This is a genomic window from Prevotella pallens ATCC 700821 (genome assembly GCF_000220255.1).
Taxonomy (GTDB): Bacteria; Bacteroidota; Bacteroidia; order Bacteroidales; family Bacteroidaceae; genus Prevotella; species Prevotella pallens.
Genome location: NZ_GL982513.1, coordinates 2,074,106 through 2,091,240, shown reverse-complemented (window position 1 = coordinate 2,091,240; position 17,135 = coordinate 2,074,106). Strand labels below are relative to the sequence as shown.

13 protein-coding genes are annotated in these 17,135 nt (G+C 38.6%); 7 read left to right on the top strand and 6 right to left on the bottom strand.

Annotated elements, in window-relative coordinates:
- Positions 1-368 precede the first annotated feature (368 nt).
- Positions 369-1,319 carry an FMN-dependent dehydrogenase gene (locus tag HMPREF9144_RS08170; RefSeq protein ID WP_006045483.1) on the top strand — a complete coding sequence of 317 codons (951 nt, stop codon included), beginning with the start codon at positions 369-371 and terminating at the stop codon, positions 1,317-1,319.
- 661 nt (positions 1,320-1,980) lie between these two features.
- Here the strand turns inward: HMPREF9144_RS08170 and HMPREF9144_RS08165 are convergent.
- The 4 genes from HMPREF9144_RS08165 to queC form a co-directional block, all read right to left on the bottom strand.
- Positions 1,981-2,808, bottom strand: a complete 828-nt coding sequence (locus HMPREF9144_RS08165; protein ID WP_006045482.1) for a hypothetical protein — start codon at positions 2,806-2,808, stop codon at positions 1,981-1,983.
- 307 nt (positions 2,809-3,115) lie between these two features.
- Positions 3,116-4,246, bottom strand: coding sequence for a tRNA 2-thiouridine(34) synthase MnmA (gene mnmA / locus HMPREF9144_RS08160; RefSeq protein ID WP_006045481.1), 1,131 nt, complete (start codon positions 4,244-4,246; stop codon positions 3,116-3,118).
- Positions 4,247-4,258: 12 nt separating this feature from the next.
- Complete coding sequence (locus tag HMPREF9144_RS08155) at positions 4,259-5,188, bottom strand: YitT family protein (RefSeq protein ID WP_006045480.1); 930 nt, start codon at positions 5,186-5,188, stop codon at positions 4,259-4,261.
- Between the two features lie 116 nt (positions 5,189-5,304).
- Positions 5,305-5,958 (bottom strand): 7-cyano-7-deazaguanine synthase QueC, encoded by a 654-nt coding sequence (queC, locus tag HMPREF9144_RS08150; RefSeq protein WP_006045479.1) that lies wholly within the window; start codon positions 5,956-5,958, stop codon positions 5,305-5,307.
- A 120-nt stretch (positions 5,959-6,078) separates the two neighbouring features.
- Here queC and HMPREF9144_RS08145 point away from each other — a divergent pair, with 120 nt between their 5' ends.
- Positions 6,079-7,329 (top strand): phosphoglycerate kinase, encoded by a 1,251-nt coding sequence (locus HMPREF9144_RS08145; protein WP_006045478.1) that lies wholly within the window; start codon positions 6,079-6,081, stop codon positions 7,327-7,329.
- Between the two features lie 679 nt (positions 7,330-8,008).
- Here HMPREF9144_RS08145 and HMPREF9144_RS08140 read toward each other — a convergent pair.
- Positions 8,009-9,526, bottom strand: coding sequence for a bifunctional ADP-dependent NAD(P)H-hydrate dehydratase/NAD(P)H-hydrate epimerase (locus HMPREF9144_RS08140; RefSeq protein WP_006045477.1), 1,518 nt, complete (start codon positions 9,524-9,526; stop codon positions 8,009-8,011).
- 92 nt (positions 9,527-9,618) lie between these two features.
- Here HMPREF9144_RS08140 and hpt point away from each other — a divergent pair, with 92 nt between their 5' ends.
- The 4 genes from hpt (at position 9,619) to pgeF (ending at position 12,870) form a co-directional block, all read left to right on the top strand.
- Positions 9,619-10,158 (top strand): hypoxanthine phosphoribosyltransferase, encoded by a 540-nt coding sequence (hpt, locus tag HMPREF9144_RS08135; RefSeq protein WP_006045476.1) that lies wholly within the window; start codon positions 9,619-9,621, stop codon positions 10,156-10,158.
- Positions 10,158-10,730, top strand: a complete 573-nt coding sequence (locus HMPREF9144_RS08130; protein ID WP_006045475.1) for an adenylate kinase — start codon at positions 10,158-10,160, stop codon at positions 10,728-10,730. The genes hpt and HMPREF9144_RS08130 overlap by 1 nt, the downstream gene beginning before the upstream one ends.
- Positions 10,731-10,892: 162 nt before the next feature.
- Positions 10,893-12,065 carry a GTPase ObgE gene (gene obgE, locus HMPREF9144_RS08125; protein WP_006045474.1) on the top strand — a complete coding sequence of 391 codons (1,173 nt, stop codon included), beginning with the start codon at positions 10,893-10,895 and terminating at the stop codon, positions 12,063-12,065.
- Positions 12,058-12,870 carry a peptidoglycan editing factor PgeF gene (pgeF, locus tag HMPREF9144_RS08120; RefSeq protein WP_006045473.1) on the top strand — a complete coding sequence of 271 codons (813 nt, stop codon included), beginning with the start codon at positions 12,058-12,060 and terminating at the stop codon, positions 12,868-12,870. Before obgE ends, pgeF begins: the two co-directional genes overlap by 8 nt.
- A gap of 508 nt (positions 12,871-13,378) precedes the next feature.
- On the opposite strand, the gene HMPREF9144_RS08115 is transcribed toward pgeF, so the two are convergent.
- Positions 13,379-13,717, bottom strand: a complete 339-nt coding sequence (locus HMPREF9144_RS08115) for a MerR family transcriptional regulator (RefSeq protein WP_006045472.1) — start codon at positions 13,715-13,717, stop codon at positions 13,379-13,381.
- 94 nt (positions 13,718-13,811) lie between these two features.
- Here HMPREF9144_RS08115 and alaS point away from each other — a divergent pair, with 94 nt between their 5' ends.
- Positions 13,812-16,475: an alanine--tRNA ligase gene (gene alaS, locus HMPREF9144_RS08110; protein ID WP_174262605.1), complete on the top strand. Its 2,664-nt coding sequence runs from the start codon at positions 13,812-13,814 to the stop codon at positions 16,473-16,475.
- Positions 16,476-17,135: the final 660 nt, after the last annotated feature.

The window sequence follows — 17,135 nt, the reverse complement described above, 5'->3', positions numbered from 1 at the left end:
CGATGAAAGCGAGTAGTGAGAAAATTATAGTGCACTTGTATTTCTATGTTTTGTTTGGCTCTTTATAGGTTACAATTTACGAAGAGCTACGATGCCTAACACTGACAGATGTTATTAAATAGAACAAGCTGAAACCAGCCATATAGTATGTTTATATTTGTATTTTAAATACTACTTGACAGATTATTTCTTTCTGTTTTGTTTTGTATAGTCTTTATCTTTATGTATCTTTGCTAACACATAAACAAATAGAGAACGCAAGCAACGATAGACTTTGACATATAATATAAAGGATATATATATTAGCTGTTTTGCTGTTTCTTTATTCGAACCAATACATTTAATTTAACTTCTATAATTAAGAATATATGAACGAAAACGCAAAAACTAAGTATCCTGGACCAGCAGGAATGATACCTGTAACAAGTGGAAAGGCTGATGATGCAAATATATATAATCGAAATTATCTTGACTCAATACATGTAGAAATGCGAGTTATCGACTCAGTAGAGCCGTCTCTAAAGACTACTATCTTTGGTAAAGAATTTAGTTCGCCTATTATGATGCCAGCCTTCTCGCATCTTAACAAAGCACAAAAGAACGAGAAAAAGCCTATGCAAGAGTATGCTTATGCAGCAAAAGAACTGAACACTGTGAATTGGGTTGGAATGGAACCTAACGACGAGTATGCAGATATTGCAGCAGTGGGAGCGCAGACGGTGAGAATTATTAAACCATTTGCCGACCATAACATTATTCTTGAACAGATAAAATTTGCCATTGAGCATGGTGCCATTGCTGTGGGTATTGATATTGACCACGTTCCAGGTACCAACGGACGATATGATATAGTTGATGGTATTCCACTCGGACCTGTAACTCTCTCCGACTTAAAGCAATATGTAAAGGCTGCTGGAAGTGTTCCTTTTGTTGCAAAAGGAGTGCTTTCTGTTCAGGACGCACTAAAATGTAAAGATGCGGGCTGTGCAGCCATTGTAGTATCGCACCATCATGGGCGTATTCCTTTTGGTGTGGCACCTCTGATGGTTTTACCAAAAATTAAACGAGCTTTGATAGGTTACGTTATGTCGGTATTTGTTGATTGCGGAATAGATACGGGTTACGATGCCTACAAAGCATTAGCATTAGGGGCTGATGCTGTATCGGTGGGCAGAGGAATTTTGACACCTTTGTTACAGCAAGGTGCAACAGGCGTTAAGGAGAAAATAACGAAAATGAACGAACAACTATCTGAACTGATGCTATATACTGGTGTGAAAGACACTAAATCTTTCGATGCGTCTGTACTATATTTGTAATTCTAAGTATAGCAAAATATAAACCAGTTGTTAGAGTGTAGCATTATTACATATAGGTTGTATAATTGCTTCTTATTAGCTTTCGTTTTATTGTTGGCAGTTTAATAGCTTTTCTAACTTGTTGTGGCTTGCAATGCCTGCATTATAGAGGAAAATAATCTGCTAACAATAAAACAAAAGTTATCAATTCGCTAATAAATCAATTTTGGTATAGGAGTCTCCATAGAAAAGAGTATAATTGTAATGTGTTTCATTACAATATACTTAAATATGAAATGGCATATTGTTCCTAAGACACTTATACTAATGCCTAAATTGGAATATTATAGTGTGAAACGAATAATATTCCTCATCTGAATAAATATTATTCAACTATTATAACACAGCATCATAAAGGATACAATTTGCTATGATGTCTAAAACGCAACTGACAGATATCTGAAACGATTGCGACAGATATCTGAAACGATCGCGACAGATATCTAAGACAAAAGCATTAAAAAACTGACAGGTTTCTCTATGCTTTTCGGTATTCTATTTTTACAAGTGCGTACCAGTAAATACTGCTGATAATAGCCTTATCTATTTTTTACTGAACCAATATACGCACTTGTAAAACTGCACCATATTTTGTTTGATGTATTCTAACTACAGTGCTTCGTTATTGTTTTATCACTTTCTTACCATTAACAATATATATACCTTTCGATAGCTTTTCATATTCGTTCGTAAGCTTAATACCATTTATAGTGTATACGTTTTGTGCTGCAACAGTGTGAATAGAAGACGTTGCAATAGCAGTTGGGTCTTTCGTAATAACAACCTTGCTGTTTACCATCTCTCCGTTGAGTGCTACACAATGTAGCGATGAATCGAATGTTGCTCCCACAGGTTGAGTAATGTTACAGCCTATTAATACAAGTTCGGCAAGGTCTCTAATAGAACCTCCTTCGTTACCTTCAGCTGTTACAGACGAGTTTTTTATAATTAATTTTTCAGACGTTCCATCGCCTCCCGCAATGCCGTATGCTTTACTTTTGGCGTTTATGGTACAATTATCTATAGTGAGTTCGGTATTAAAAACAAATATGCCACAATCCTTTTCACTCTCTGCGTTAAGTGTTCCTCCGCCTGTAATGGTTGTAGGAGTCATAAGTGTAATAGCCGCTTTTTGTGCTTTCAGGTTGTTAGTACCAATTATTTTTATAGTAATACCATCAATTTTAGAGTATATAGCGTTAATGTTTCCACCTGTGTTTATAGTGGCATCTTGCAGCGTAAGCACTTTGTTTGTAGGGTCGTAGCAAACTTTTCCACTTACACCATCGAGCTTTGAAAGGTCGTTGCAGTTAGCAGAAGTAACTTTATTGCCCGCAATAGCAAGACCGTATGCCACAATTTCTGCATATCCTTTTAAAGGTAAAAACATAGCAATAAACGCTGTTAGAACTGCAATAGTGTTTTTTTTCTTCCATAAAATAGTCTTCATTGTGTTTAGACCTCCCCTTTAAACCCATATTGTTGGTAATGCCGTGTCGGAGGTGTGGGCATTTGGTTTTATAAACGTACTATGATTCTTATGTCATAGTAGATGTTGGATATATGCTTTCGCAAAAATAACATCTTTGAATTATAAATACAAATGTAACGTAATGTTTTTCATAATCTTAAGATATATTCTTTAAACATTACAGAGGTATTACAATACATTATGATTGTATTTATCGGTTAATAGTAGAGATTAAAAAAAATCACGTTGCAGAAAAATGAAGCAACGTGATTTTAGCGGAGTATATTTAAAATGTAATTTCAGCCGAACCGAAGCAACGGTTGTGATCTTTATCGTAGATAACGCAGAACTGTCCAGGTGCAACACCATGTATTTTGTCTTCAGAGTGTACAATAGCTTCTGTTGGTTCGCCCTCGTTGTTAGTAGAAAGCAATTCCAAATATCCCTTGTGGAACTCAGGCGTATGCCTAATTTTGAAACAAATGGATATCTGTTCGGTAGCTTCAACATTATTGTTACCAACTTCTGAGCAAGGTGTTTCTGTGAGCCAATGCAAGCCGTGCACCCTAAAGTCTTTTTTGTATGCCGTTTCGGGATCGTAGCCATGACTAACAAACAACACATTGGTGGTTACATCTTTCTTCACAACAAACCATGGTCCACCACCAAAGCCCAACCCTTTGCGTTGTCCAATGGTATGAAACCACAACCCTTTGTGCTGTCCTATTATCTTTCCAGTTTCTAATTCAACAACATCGCCCACCTGTTCACCAAGATAGCGACGCACATATTCGTTATAGTCTATATTTCCTAAGAAACAAATGCCTTGCGAATCTTTCCGTTTAGCGTTAATAAGATGTTCGCGTTCGGCAATCTCGCGCACCTCATTCTTTTCGTAATGTCCTATAGGAAATAAAGCTTTACGTAATTGCCAATCGTATATTTGTGCTAAGAAGTCAGTCTGATCTTTTACTGGGTCAGGACTTGTACAGAGCCATTTCTTTCCGTTAATCCATTTGGTTTGTGCGTAATGTCCAGTGGCAATAAGGTCGTAGTTGTGTCCACACTTCTCATCGAATGCACCAAACTTTATAAGCCGATTGCACATAACATCAGGATTAGGCGTAAAACCAGCACGCACTTTCTCCATAGTATATTTAGTTACTTGTCCCCAATACTCCTTATGACAGTCTATAACATTGAACTTACAACCAAAACGTTGTGCCACAGCTGTAGCCATTTCTACGTCTTCCTCTGAATTGCAATCCCATTCTTCCTTCTCTTCAGGGCCAATGCGAATGTAGAAGCAGTCGGGAGTTAGTCCTAACCGTGCAAATTCGTAAACAACAACCGAACTATCGACACCACCCGAAAGCAGTACTGCAATGTGTTTATTCTTTATTTCATTATAATTCATAATACTGCAAAGTTATTGCTTTTCATTATCATTAACAGCATAGCTGGCAATCTTTTTACGACTACCTACTTTCATTTTATCAAATCCAACGCCATAAACACCGTTTACAGCACTCTGCGATACAAATGCTTCAGGATCTATCTCGTCGATAACACTGAATATATCGTGTGTTTCAGAGCGTCGTGCAAGAACGAAAAGCATACCCAACTCTCTACCAGTGTAGAAACCACGAGCATCAATAAGTGTACAGCCACGTTCCACTTTACTATTTATGGCATTACCAATCTCTTCCCATTTGTCGGAAACAACAAAAAATTGAACGGAACCACGCATACCATTAACAACATAATCTACAACGGCAGACATAATGAAAAGTGTGATATAGCCATATATAATATTCTCCCAATTGTGCAGTACTAAGTAGCCAGATGTTATTATAATAAGGTCGCAAGCTAATATTATCTTACCCAATGATACATCGTGATGTTTGTTTATCATTGCCGCAACAACATCAGAACCACCAGTACTAGCATTATATTGTAAAGCTATTCCTGTGCCTAAACCCAACAAAGCGCCACCAATTACACTAGCAAGGAATGGATCGTTAGGGAAAAGAACACTGTTACCAGTCATTAAATGTTGGAAAATGCTACTACTAATAGTGAAAACTATGACAGAGAAAATTGTCCGAATACAAAATCGCCAACCAAGTACTTTTAATGCAACCAACAACAACGAAATGTTCAAAATGAAGTAAGTAACCTGTATAGGAATACCAGTACCCCAATAAAGCACAGACGAAAGACCAGCAATTCCACCAATAGGGACTTTATGGGTTAATACAAATGCACACCAGCCAAAACTTCCTATAGATACAGCGATGGCTATTATTAAGAAATTCCTAATCTCTTTAAAAATCTGTTTTTGTGTAATCTCGCTCATTTTTATAATCTTTTTTTTATTAAATCGCGACTTAAAAAACTAATGAATTGTTTCGCTTAACAAACACTATGTGGTTTTATTTTTATCCTGATATAACCCTAACACTATCTGTTGGATTATGCTTCGTATTCTGTAGGGTCGGTTAATCCTGCTTCTTGGAAAGCCTCTTTACGCTCAATGCAAGTGCCACATTTACCACAATGGCATTTGCCTCCTTTATAGCAGCTCCATGTTTCTGCATAGTTTATACCAAGTTTGTTTCCTATACGAACAATGTCTGCCTTTGTAATATTGGTAAATGCTGCTTCCACACGAGTATTGTTGAATGTTCCAGCTTGAGTTGCAGCTGTCATAGCATTAATAAACTCAGGGCGACAGTCGGGATAGATGGTGTGATCGCCTCCATGATTGGCAATGTAAATACGATTGAGATTGTGGCTTTCGGCTATTCCTGCAGCTATTGCAAGCATAATACCGTTACGAAATGGCACAACAGTAGACTTCATATTCTCTTCCTCGTAATGCCCCTCAGGTATATTCTCTGCTCCGTCCAAGAGCGAACTTTTGAAATATTGCTGCATAAACTGCAACGGAATAACAATGTGTTGTATACCTAAACGCTTACAATGCAAAGCAGCAAATGGCAACTCACGACTTGCGTGATTCTGTCCATAGTCGAATGAAACAGCTAAAGCAATAGTTGCAGCTTTGTCGTAGAGAAGTGTAATGGAATCGAGCCCGCCACTAACAATAATAATCGAATCTTTCATTTATATTTGTTTATTGGTGCAAAATTACAAAAAAGATTGCTTATAGTTTTCCTGATAAGATATTTTTTCGTATTTTTGCCATAGGAACGTATTCATTATAATAATATAAATATCAATCAAATGAAGATTAATGATTTCAATTTCGCAGGACATAAAGCTATTGTTCGCGTTGATTTTAATGTGCCATTGGACGAGAATGGCAATGTAACAGACGACACACGTATTCGTGGCGCTTTACCAACGCTGAAGAAGGTGCTTGCTGATGGTGGCGCACTCATTATGATGAGTCACATGGGAAAGCCTAAAGGTAAAGTGAAACCAGAACTTTCGTTAAGCCAAATTGTTAAGAATGTAAGCGATGCTTTAGGTGTTCCTGTGAAGTTTGCTAAAGATGCTGCTAATGCAGAGGCAGAAGTTGCAGCACTGAAACCTGGCGAAGCTCTGTTGTTAGAAAACCTTCGCTTCTATGCAGAGGAAGAAGGTAAGCCAGTAGGCGTAGAAAAAGGTACACCAGAATATGATGCTGCTAAGAAAGAAATGAAAACACGTCAGGCTGAGTTCGCAAAGAAGTTGGCTTCATACGCTGATGTTTACGTGAATGATGCTTTCGGTACAGCCCACCGTAAGCACGCTTCAACTGCTGTTATTGCCGACTACTTCGATGCCGACCACAAGATGTTAGGTTTCTTAATGGAGAAGGAAGTAACAGCTATTAATAATGTTTTAAAGAACGCTCAACACCCATTTACAGCAATTATTGGTGGTTCGAAAGTTAGTTCAAAACTTGGCGTCATTAAGAACCTGCTTGATAAGGTAGATAACCTTATTATTGGTGGTGGTATGGGCTTCACCTTCATTAAGGCACAAGGTGGAAAGATTGGCGATTCGCTACACGAAGACGACCTAATGCCTGAAGCTTTAAATATAATAAAGGCGGCAAAGGAAAAAGGTGTAAAACTTTCGCTCTCTACTGCAACCATCTGTGCACAACAGTTCTCTAACGATGCAGAACGTAAAGAGTTCCCTATTGACCAAATTCCTGACGGCTGGGAAGGCATGGACGCTGCTCCTGAAAGTCTTGAAGAATGGAAAAAGATTATTCTTAGCTCAAAAACAATTTTATGGAACGGACCTGTTGGCGTGTTCGAATTCGACAACTTTGCTCACGGTACTGGCGAAATTGCGAAATATGTTGCCGAAGCTACACAGAAGAATGGTGCTTTCTCTCTTGTAGGTGGTGGCGACTCGGTAGCTGCTGTAAACAAGTTTGGCTTGGCAGACAAGGTTTCTTATGTTTCAACAGGTGGCGGGGCAATGCTCGAAGCTATCGAAGGTAAAGTGTTACCAGGCGTTGCTGCTATTGAAAAATAAAATTTAGAATTAGGTAAAACAGAATATTTGCAGAAGCAAAGTAAATAAGAAACATAATATAGTCTCAATGGTAGAAATACTGTTGAGACTTTTTTATTAATTAAATACTATGAAATACAATAAATAATATTTGGTTGTCTGTTTATATTTATAACCTCAAAATATATTAAACACAATTGGCTATATACCATAACATTACCATATATGATTGTTGATACTGATGCATTCTATCATCTGTTGCATTCTTGACTAATATCTTGCTTGTCTTTTTAACTTGTTGTAGCACCTGATAATTTTATTATAAAACGCACATTTTATTGACCATTTTTAATGTATAATGTTATTTTGCAACGGACGCTCTGTTAAGAGTAGGGGAGCGATTAATTGTGATATCGTCTCTACAACTCATTGAAATGATATTGCATATATTTACTGTAGGTGGCGTAAATAATAAAGGTTGTAGTTTTTTGTGATATCTAAACCGCAACTGATAGATATCTGAGACGAGCGTTACAGATATCTGAAACAAACGTTACAGATATCTGAAACAAAAGACCAATATTTGACTAACTTTTTCTAAACATTTAAGATATTCCATTCAATTGGCAAATAACTTGTGAACGGTGTTTACAAAATCTTCGTCTATATTCTACAAAATCGGAAAAACTACACGCAAATGCTATTCGTTAAGGCGGTTAAAAGCCTTTGGCAGATAGTTGATTATATCGCTTGCAACAAGGCTCTCCTTTCCCAAATCGTTTGCAGCAAGGTCGCCAGCTAATCCATGCAGATACATTCCTACAGCACATGCATCTGCATTCTGATAGCCACGAGCCAATAAGGCAGTTATAATTCCAGAAAGCACATCACCACTACCAGCCGTTGCCATTCCACTATTCCCTGTAGAGTTAAAAAGAATATTTCCATTTGGCAGACAAAGCGCACTATAATGCCCTTTTAGTAATATAAAGGCATCAAGATTTTGAGCCAATTGTTGTGCTTGTTCCAATCGTTCATATTCACCAATAGAAGGCGTACCGTTCAGTCTGTCAAACTCTGCCGCATGTGGTGTCATTATTATTTTCTTTGGCAACTGTTGTAACCATGCTCTATGAGAAGCCAACATATTTAGTGCATCGGCATCTACCACAATAGGGCATTGTGTTCTACGTATTTGTGAAATCATAGCAATGGCAGTAATTTCTACTTGTCCTAATCCAGGACCAATGCCCAAGGCATCGAAATCTTCTACGCTTACAGGTTCAGAGAAGTAGGCATCTTCGTGGTCTATTTGCATTACAGCCTCTGGAACAGCAGTTTGCATAATATCGTAGTTCCGTTTAGGAGTGTGCACTACCACCTTTCCAACGCCAGAACGTAGACAAGCACGAGTGGCAAGCACTGCCGCCCCAGCCATACCATAGCTTCCTGCTATTATCAGTGCTTTACCCATAGTTCCTTTATGGGCAAAATCGCTACGCGAAAGCAACTTTGCACGTATGTCGTCTTCTTCCAGAATGGTGTATTGCGCACCTGTCTTAGAAATAAATTCTCTACTTAATCGTATATCGAGTACTTTCACACGACCCAGAAACTGTTGTGATTCGCTAAACAAGAACGACAATTTCTTTTGATGTAGCGTAAGTGTTAAGTCGGCTTTAATAATATTTGCGTTTACGTTTTGCGAGTTGTCTTCCGCTAAAAGTCCTGATGGAATATCTATACTCACAACTTTTGACGGGCTCTGGTTTATATATTTCACTAGCGATGCAAACCCACCAGCGAGAGGTTTATTCTGTCCAATGCCAAACAAACCATCAATAACCAGCGTTTCGGCATTAAGTTCGGGAGGGTCGAACGATACAGTTACTTCAGTAAAATCCTTGAAATGCTTTAAGTCTAATAGTCTATCTTTATTTAGAGTACAATTCTCTGATAGTTTATTAGATATATTAAACAAAATCACTTTCACCTGATAGCCTTCGTTATAAAGCAAACGAGCAACCGCCAATGCATCGCCACCATTGTTTCCTGGTCCGGCAAAAACAACCATAGGAGTATTATTACTCCATTCTTCCATTATAGAATGAGTTATAGCTTTGGCAGCCCTTTCCATCAAATCAATCGATCTTATGGGCTCGTGTTCTATTGTATATTGGTCAAGCTCACGTATCTGAGCACTCGTAAATATCTTCATAATAGTGGCAAATTTACAAAATAAATGCTAATCATATAAGATAGTTCGGTTTAAATTTAGTAATTTTGCGCTTAAATAACAGATTTATTACAATGAGTCGTGTAACAATTAAAGATAAAACATTTGAGATATCAATTCCAGAAACAACCATTCTCGAGAAAGTAAAAAGCGTAGCCGATAGAATAAATAAAGATATGGCTGGCAAGAATCCCCTATTTCTAGCGGTTCTCAATGGTTCGTTTATGTATGCTGCAGATTTGATGAAGTTTATTGATATTCCTTGTGAAATAAGCTTTGTAAAGGTAGCTTCTTATACAGGTACAGAATCGTCGGGGAAGATTACCGAAGTTATTGGTTTGAACGAAGATATTACAGGGCGCGAAGTAGTAATAGTAGAAGATATAGTAGACACTGGTAAAACTATGGAACGTATGTTGAAAGTACTTTGGGAGAAATCACCTGCAAACATTCATATCAGTACATTGCTGTTGAAACCAGGCAAGCTACAAGTGGCATTAAATATAAAGTATGCAGCAATGGAGATACCAAACGACTTTATTGTAGGGTATGGTTTAGACTACGACCAACAAGGGCGAAATTTAAGAGACATATATACTTTAGTACAAGAATAATGAAGAATATTGTAATTTTCGGTGCTCCCGGTGCAGGAAAAGGCACACAGAGCGACAAAATGATAGAGAAATACGGCTTTGAACATATTTCTACGGGCGATGTATTGCGCGCTGAAATTAAGAAAGGAACAGAGCTAGGTAAAATCGCAAAAGGGTATATCGACAATGGTCAGCTTATACCAGACGAACTAATGGTAGACATATTAGCTCATGTTTACGATAGTTTTGGCAAAGAACATAAAGGCGTTATTTTCGATGGCTTCCCTCGTACCATTCCACAAGCAGATGCATTGAAGGCTATGTTGGCTAAACGCGGACACAAAATAGCTGCTATGATAGAACTATTTGTACCAGAAGAAGAACTTATGAAGCGTCTTGTTCTGCGTGGGCAGCAAAGTGGACGTTCTGACGACAACGAAGAAACTATTAAGAAACGTCTAAATGTGTATCACACACAAACATCTCCACTGATTGATTGGTATAAGAAAGAAGACATTCACCACCATGTAGAAGGTCTTGGAACTATAGACGATATATTCGGTCGCATTGCTACTGTAATAGAAGAACTATAATATAAAAACGATGATAGGCTGTAAAGAGTATAGTTGTAAACACACTTTTACTCGCCGCCTATCATCGTTTTCATTTTATGAAATGTGTTATTGATTGGCATTCCAATCAACATTTATTTTAAAGACCACCCATCAATCTACATTTAAATCCATATAAAAGCTATGGCAGAAACAAACTTTGTTGATTACGTTAAGATATATTGCCGCTCTGGAAAAGGCGGTAAAGGCTCTATGCACTTGCGCCACGTAAAATATAATCCCAATGGTGGCCCTGACGGAGGCGATGGTGGAAAGGGCGGAAGCATTATACTTAGAGGTAATCACAATTATTGGACGTTACTTCACTTGCGCTATCAACGCCACATTTTTGCTGAACATGGAGGAAATGGAGGAAGAGACAAGTGTCACGGAAGCGATGGTAAGGATATCTACATCGATGTTCCTTGCGGCACAGTGGTGTATAACGCAGAAACAGGAAAATTTGTTTGCGATATATCTTACGATGGGCAAGAAGTAGTATTATTAAAAGGTGGACGTGGCGGATTAGGTAATTTCCAATTTCGTACGGCTACTAATCAGGCACCGCGCTATGCTCAACCTGGCGAACCGCTACAAGAAATGACAATCATTCTTGAACTTAAGCTTTTAGCAGACGTGGGGTTGGTTGGCTTTCCTAATGCAGGTAAGTCTACATTATTGTCGGCTTTATCGAGCGCAAAGCCTAAGATAGCTAACTATCCATTCACAACAATGGAACCTTCTCTGGGAATTGTGAGTTATCGCAACCACCAAAGCTTCGTTATGGCAGACATTCCTGGTATTATTGAAGGTGCAAGCGAAGGTAAAGGATTGGGCTTACGTTTCCTCAGACACATAGAGCGTAACTCGCTTTTGCTGTTTATGGTGCCAGGAGATACAGATGATATAAAAAAGGAATATGAGATATTATTGAACGAACTCCGCCAGTTTAATCCCGAGATGCTCAGTAAGCATAGAGTGTTAGCTGTTACAAAGAGCGATCTTTTAGACGACGAGTTAATAGAAATGCTCCGAGATACATTACCAACCGATTTGCCTGTGGTGTTTATTTCTGCTGTTACTGGTAGCGGAATAGAGGAATTAAAAGATTTGTTGTGGAAAGAGCTTAATGCAGAGAGCAACAAACTAAGCAACATTGTAACCGAAGACACGCTTGTACATCGCGATAAAGATATAGTGCGCCTTGAGGAGGAAATGCATGAAGAGGGAGCTGATGTAGTTGATATAGAGTCGTACAGCGAAGACGAAATAGACGATATAGATGAACTTAACGACTTTGAATACGTTGATGAATAAGCCTGAATTACACTTTTATGAACTTGCCAATAATGTTGTCGCTTTTTCATCTACACGCCACGGTGGTGTGAGCAAAGGCAATTATGCTGCTTTTAACATTAATAGATATTGTGGTGATTCACCAGACGCCATAGAGCAAAACCGCAAAAGCTTAGCCAACTGTTTAGAGATAGATGTAAACAAGCTTATAGTTCCACACCAAATACACAGTGATAGTTCGCGAATAATTGCCAACGAATATTTTAAGCTGCCTGCAAATATTCGTGAACAGATTATAGAAGGTGTTGATGCTGTGATGACAAATGAACTAAATGTTTGTATCGGAGTATCTACTGCTGATTGTATTCCTATTCTTTTATACGATACCAAGCACCACGCTGCAGCTGCAATACATGCTGGTTGGCGTGGAACGGTGAAGCATATAGTGCAGAAAACTATTAAAGAAATGGGCATTGTTTACCAAACCAAACCACAAGAATTGCAAGCAGTGATAGGTCCAGGCATATCTTTGCAGAACTTCGAAGTAGGCGATGAAGTGTACGAACAGTTTGCTAATGCTTGTTTCGATATGGAACGAATAGCCAAACGCTTTCGTGTTATACAACCTAAAGAGGAGGAACTTCCTTTGAAATGGCACTTAGACTTGAAGCTTTCTAATCGTATAGATATGGAAAGAATGGGTGTTCTGCCACAAAATATAATAGATGAAGGAATCTGTACCTACGATAATACAAACGATTATTTCTCTGCTCGTAAACTTGGAGTAGACTCTGGACGTATCTATAACGGAATTATATTGAAGTAAGACGATATCTCTTTTCTCATTTATACTATTGGTCTATTAAGACAGTAAAACTCTTCTTAGTTGTGTAGACCACAACTTAATAGAAAAAAGATAGAGAGCGTTATAATTAGAGTCTATTATTTACTCACAAATCAAATAGAAATATCTCAGATATCTGTCGTTCACGTCTTAGACGTCTGTCATACTCGTTTTAGACGTCTGAAACGCGCGTGATAGACGTCTGTTAGTTGCAGATTAGATATCATAGCAAATAGGCTCCTTTATGATGCTGTGTTATAATAGGCGAAAAGTATTTATTCAGGTGATGATTGTGCTGTTCTTTATTCTGCAATGTTTCGATTCAGATTCTATTATAAGCACCTGAACAGCAATATGTTATTCTTCGTTTAGTTATATTCGAGAGAGATTAATTATGCTTGTCCTCTTTTCTATCGAGCTTACACCGTTTCTATTATATGTCAAAAGTTTCGTTAGTATATATATAATATATATAAGGTGTAAGCAATAACTACACTAAGCTACTGAGTTGAGCTTTCAGTTCTTTTAATTGGTCGCGCACCGATATCAAACTCTCAAGCACCTTCTGACTTTTATCAGCTCCGCTACGATTTTCTTGCAACATTTTACGTGCCGCAGCAATTTTAAAGCCACGTACCTTCACTAAATTGTAGATAATCTTTATCTGTTCAATATCCTTATCAGTATATTGACGAACACGATTTCCAGTGGTTTTCGGACGTAGATGTGGAAATTCAGTTTCCCAATAGCGAAGTAAACTTTCTGACACACCAATCATCTGTGCCACTTCTTTTATAGAGTAATATAGTTTACGCAAATTATCTGTCATAGTTCAATCATTCATCAATTCGTTTGCAAAAATAGTGAAAAGTCAGTATCTTTGCAATACTTTTATATGAATTTTAGAAAATAAGTAGATGAAAATGATGACAGCGAATGAGATCCGCGACTCTTACAAGAAGTTCTTTGAGTCAAAAGGACACGTCATTGTACCGTCCGCACCAATGGTTATTAAGGACGATCCAACACTAATGTTTACTAACGCTGGTATGAACCAGTGGAAAGATATAATACTTGGGACGAAAGATCCAGAACCACGCCGCCGTACAGACTCACAAAAATGCTTACGCGTAAGTGGCAAACACAACGATTTAGAAGAAGTTGGACACGACACTTACCATCACACTATGTTTGAAATGCTCGGCAATTGGAGCTTTGGCGATTACTTTAAAGAAAAAGCAATCGACTATGCGTGGGAATATTTGGTAGATGTTTTGAAGTTAAATCCAGCCGATTTGTATGTTACTGTGTTCGAAGGTAGTCCTGAAGACGGTATTCCTCGCGATGAAGAAGCTGCCAAATATTGGGCTAAACACCTACCAACAGACCACATTATTGATGGAAACAAGCACGACAACTTCTGGGAAATGGGAGAGACAGGTCCGTGTGGTCCGTGTTCGGAGATACACGTAGATTCTCGCAGCAACGAAGAGAAAGCACAAATACCTGGACGTGAGCTTGTAAACAAAGATAATCCACAGGTAATTGAGATTTGGAACATTGTTTTTATGCAGTTCCAACGCAAGTCTGATGGTTCACTCTCACCCCTTTCAATGCACGTTATTGATACAGGAATGGGCTTCGAACGCCTTGTACGTATGTTGCAAGGAAAGAACTCTAACTACGATACCGATATATTCCAACCAACCATTAAGGAGATAGAACGCTTGAGTGGAAAGAAGTATGGCTTTACTACACCATCGGGCGAAAACGGAGAAGCGACGACTGAACAAGAGAAGATAGACATTGCAATGCGTGTTATTGCCGACCACATGCGTGCGGTTGCTTTTTCTATTGCCGACAGTCAGTTGCCTGGCAATGCAAAAGCAGGCTACGTTATCCGTCGTATCTTACGTCGTGCAGTGCGCTACGCCTATACATTCTTAGATCAAAAAGAGGCATTCATATATAAGTTGCTCAACACATTTATTCACGAGATGGGTGGCGCTTATCCAGAACTGACGGCTCAACGCGAACTTATAGCTCGTGTTATGAAGGAAGAAGAAGACTCTTTCTTGCGTACGTTAGAAAAAGGAATAAACCTTCTGACCACCGAAATGGACGAACTGAAAGCACAAGGCAAGACCGAACTAAGTGGAAAGGAGGCTTTCAGACTATTCGATACTTACGGTTTTCCGCTCGATTTAACAGAATTGATTTGTCGGGAACACGGTTTCAGTGTAGACGAGAAACAGTTTGAGGAAGAAATGGCACAACAAAAGGCACGTGCTCGCAATGCTGCAGCTGTAGAAAACAGCGACTGGGTAGTATTGCGCGAGGGCGAACAAGAGTTTGTTGGCTACGACTACACTGAATACGAATGCCACATTTTGCGTTACAGAAAGGTTACTCAGAAGAAAAATACTTTCTTTGAACTGGTGTTAGACCACACGCCTTTCTATGGCGAAATGGGTGGACAGGTTGGCGATCAAGGTGTATTGGTAACCGAAGACGAAACCATTGATATTGTGGACACGAAGCGAGAGAACAATCAAAGCATTCATATAGTAAAGCAATTGCCCAAGAACGTAGAGGCAGACTTTATGGCGTGTGTTGATACCGACAAGCGTGATGCTTCGGCTGCTAACCATACAGCAACCCACTTGTTAGACTATGCGTTGAAACAAGTATTGGGAGAGCATTGCGAACAGAAAGGTTCGTATGTTAGCCCAGACACTTTGCGCTTCGATTTCTCACACTTCCAGAAGGTAACCGATGACGAATTGCGTCAGGTTGAACGTCTTGTTAATGATATGATACGTCAAGACTTCCCATGTGGCGAGTATCGCGACACACCATTGGAGGAGGCGAAAGAAATGGGAGCAGTGGCACTGTTTGGCGAAAAATATGGCGATAAGGTACGTGTCATTAAATTTGGTCCATCGTGCGAGTTCTGTGGTGGTATTCACGCAACGTCTACAGGTCGTATAGGTTTCTTCAAGATAATTAGCGAAAGCAGCGTGGCTGCAGGCGTCCGCCGTATCGAGGCGCTTACAGGCAAACGATGCGAGGAGACAATATACCTGCTCGAAGATACTGTACGCGATTTGAAGGCGATGTTTAACAATGCGAAAGATTTGCGAGGTGTTGTTGAGAAGTATATTCAGGAGCACGATGTTATGAAGAAACAGATGGAGAACTTCCGCCAGCAAACCGTAGCTCGTCTTGCAAACAGTTTGATAGAGGGTGCTCAAACTGTGAATGGAGTGAAAGTGGTGAAAGCTGTGCTCCCAGTAGAACCAGCTTCGGCAAAAGACATTGTTTTTAAAGTGCGTGCTGCAATCCCTGAAAAGCTCCTCTGTGTATTGGGATCAACTTACGAGAACAAACCCTTACTTTCTATTATGTTGAGCGACGATATGGTGAAAGATTACGAATTGAATGCAGGTAAGATTATTCGCGAAGCTGCAAAACTTATTAAAGGTGGTGGCGGTGGACAACCTCACTATGCACAAGCTGGTGGAAAAGACGTTGAAGGCGTAACAGCAGCCGTATACAAAGCCATAGAATTAGCTAATCTACATTAATTTTCCATATATAATTATTTCAGAGTCTCGTTGTTTATGAATGAACAGCGAGACTTTTTTGTATCTATGCCTAAACCAATTTTCATACCACTTTAGTCTACCACAATTCTATAAAATAATGTTCACTGCAAAGTGTTTTAATGGTTTAATGGGAGAGAGATAGCGAAATTATAAGCAACACCTATTGGTTGTTTATCTGTTGAATAGAATACTTTATATATGTAGAAAAGGTAGTAAAATATAGTTCTTTTGTCTCAGACATCTGTAACGTTTGTCTCAGACATCTGTAACGTTCGTTTCAGATATCTATCAGTTGCAAATTAGATATCATAAAAAACTGCAACCTTTATGAGGTTATATTATAATGCCTAAAAGATGTTTATTCAGATGGCGATTATAATTTTTCTTATTCTGTAATATCCTGATTTATATGTTGCTATGAGTCTCTAAATAATAATATGTTCTTCAGAATTTTGTTATATAAGTATGGAAGTTGTTACAAGCTTTCTTTTTTACAAAGACCCCCTCACATCTTTTCTATTAAGCCGTTCTAATATAAATTGGACATTAGCGACTCAGCTCTAATGCCCAATTGAAATTTATATAGATCTTATCTACTATTTAATGAATATTCTGGTGTGTACTCCACACATTATAGGT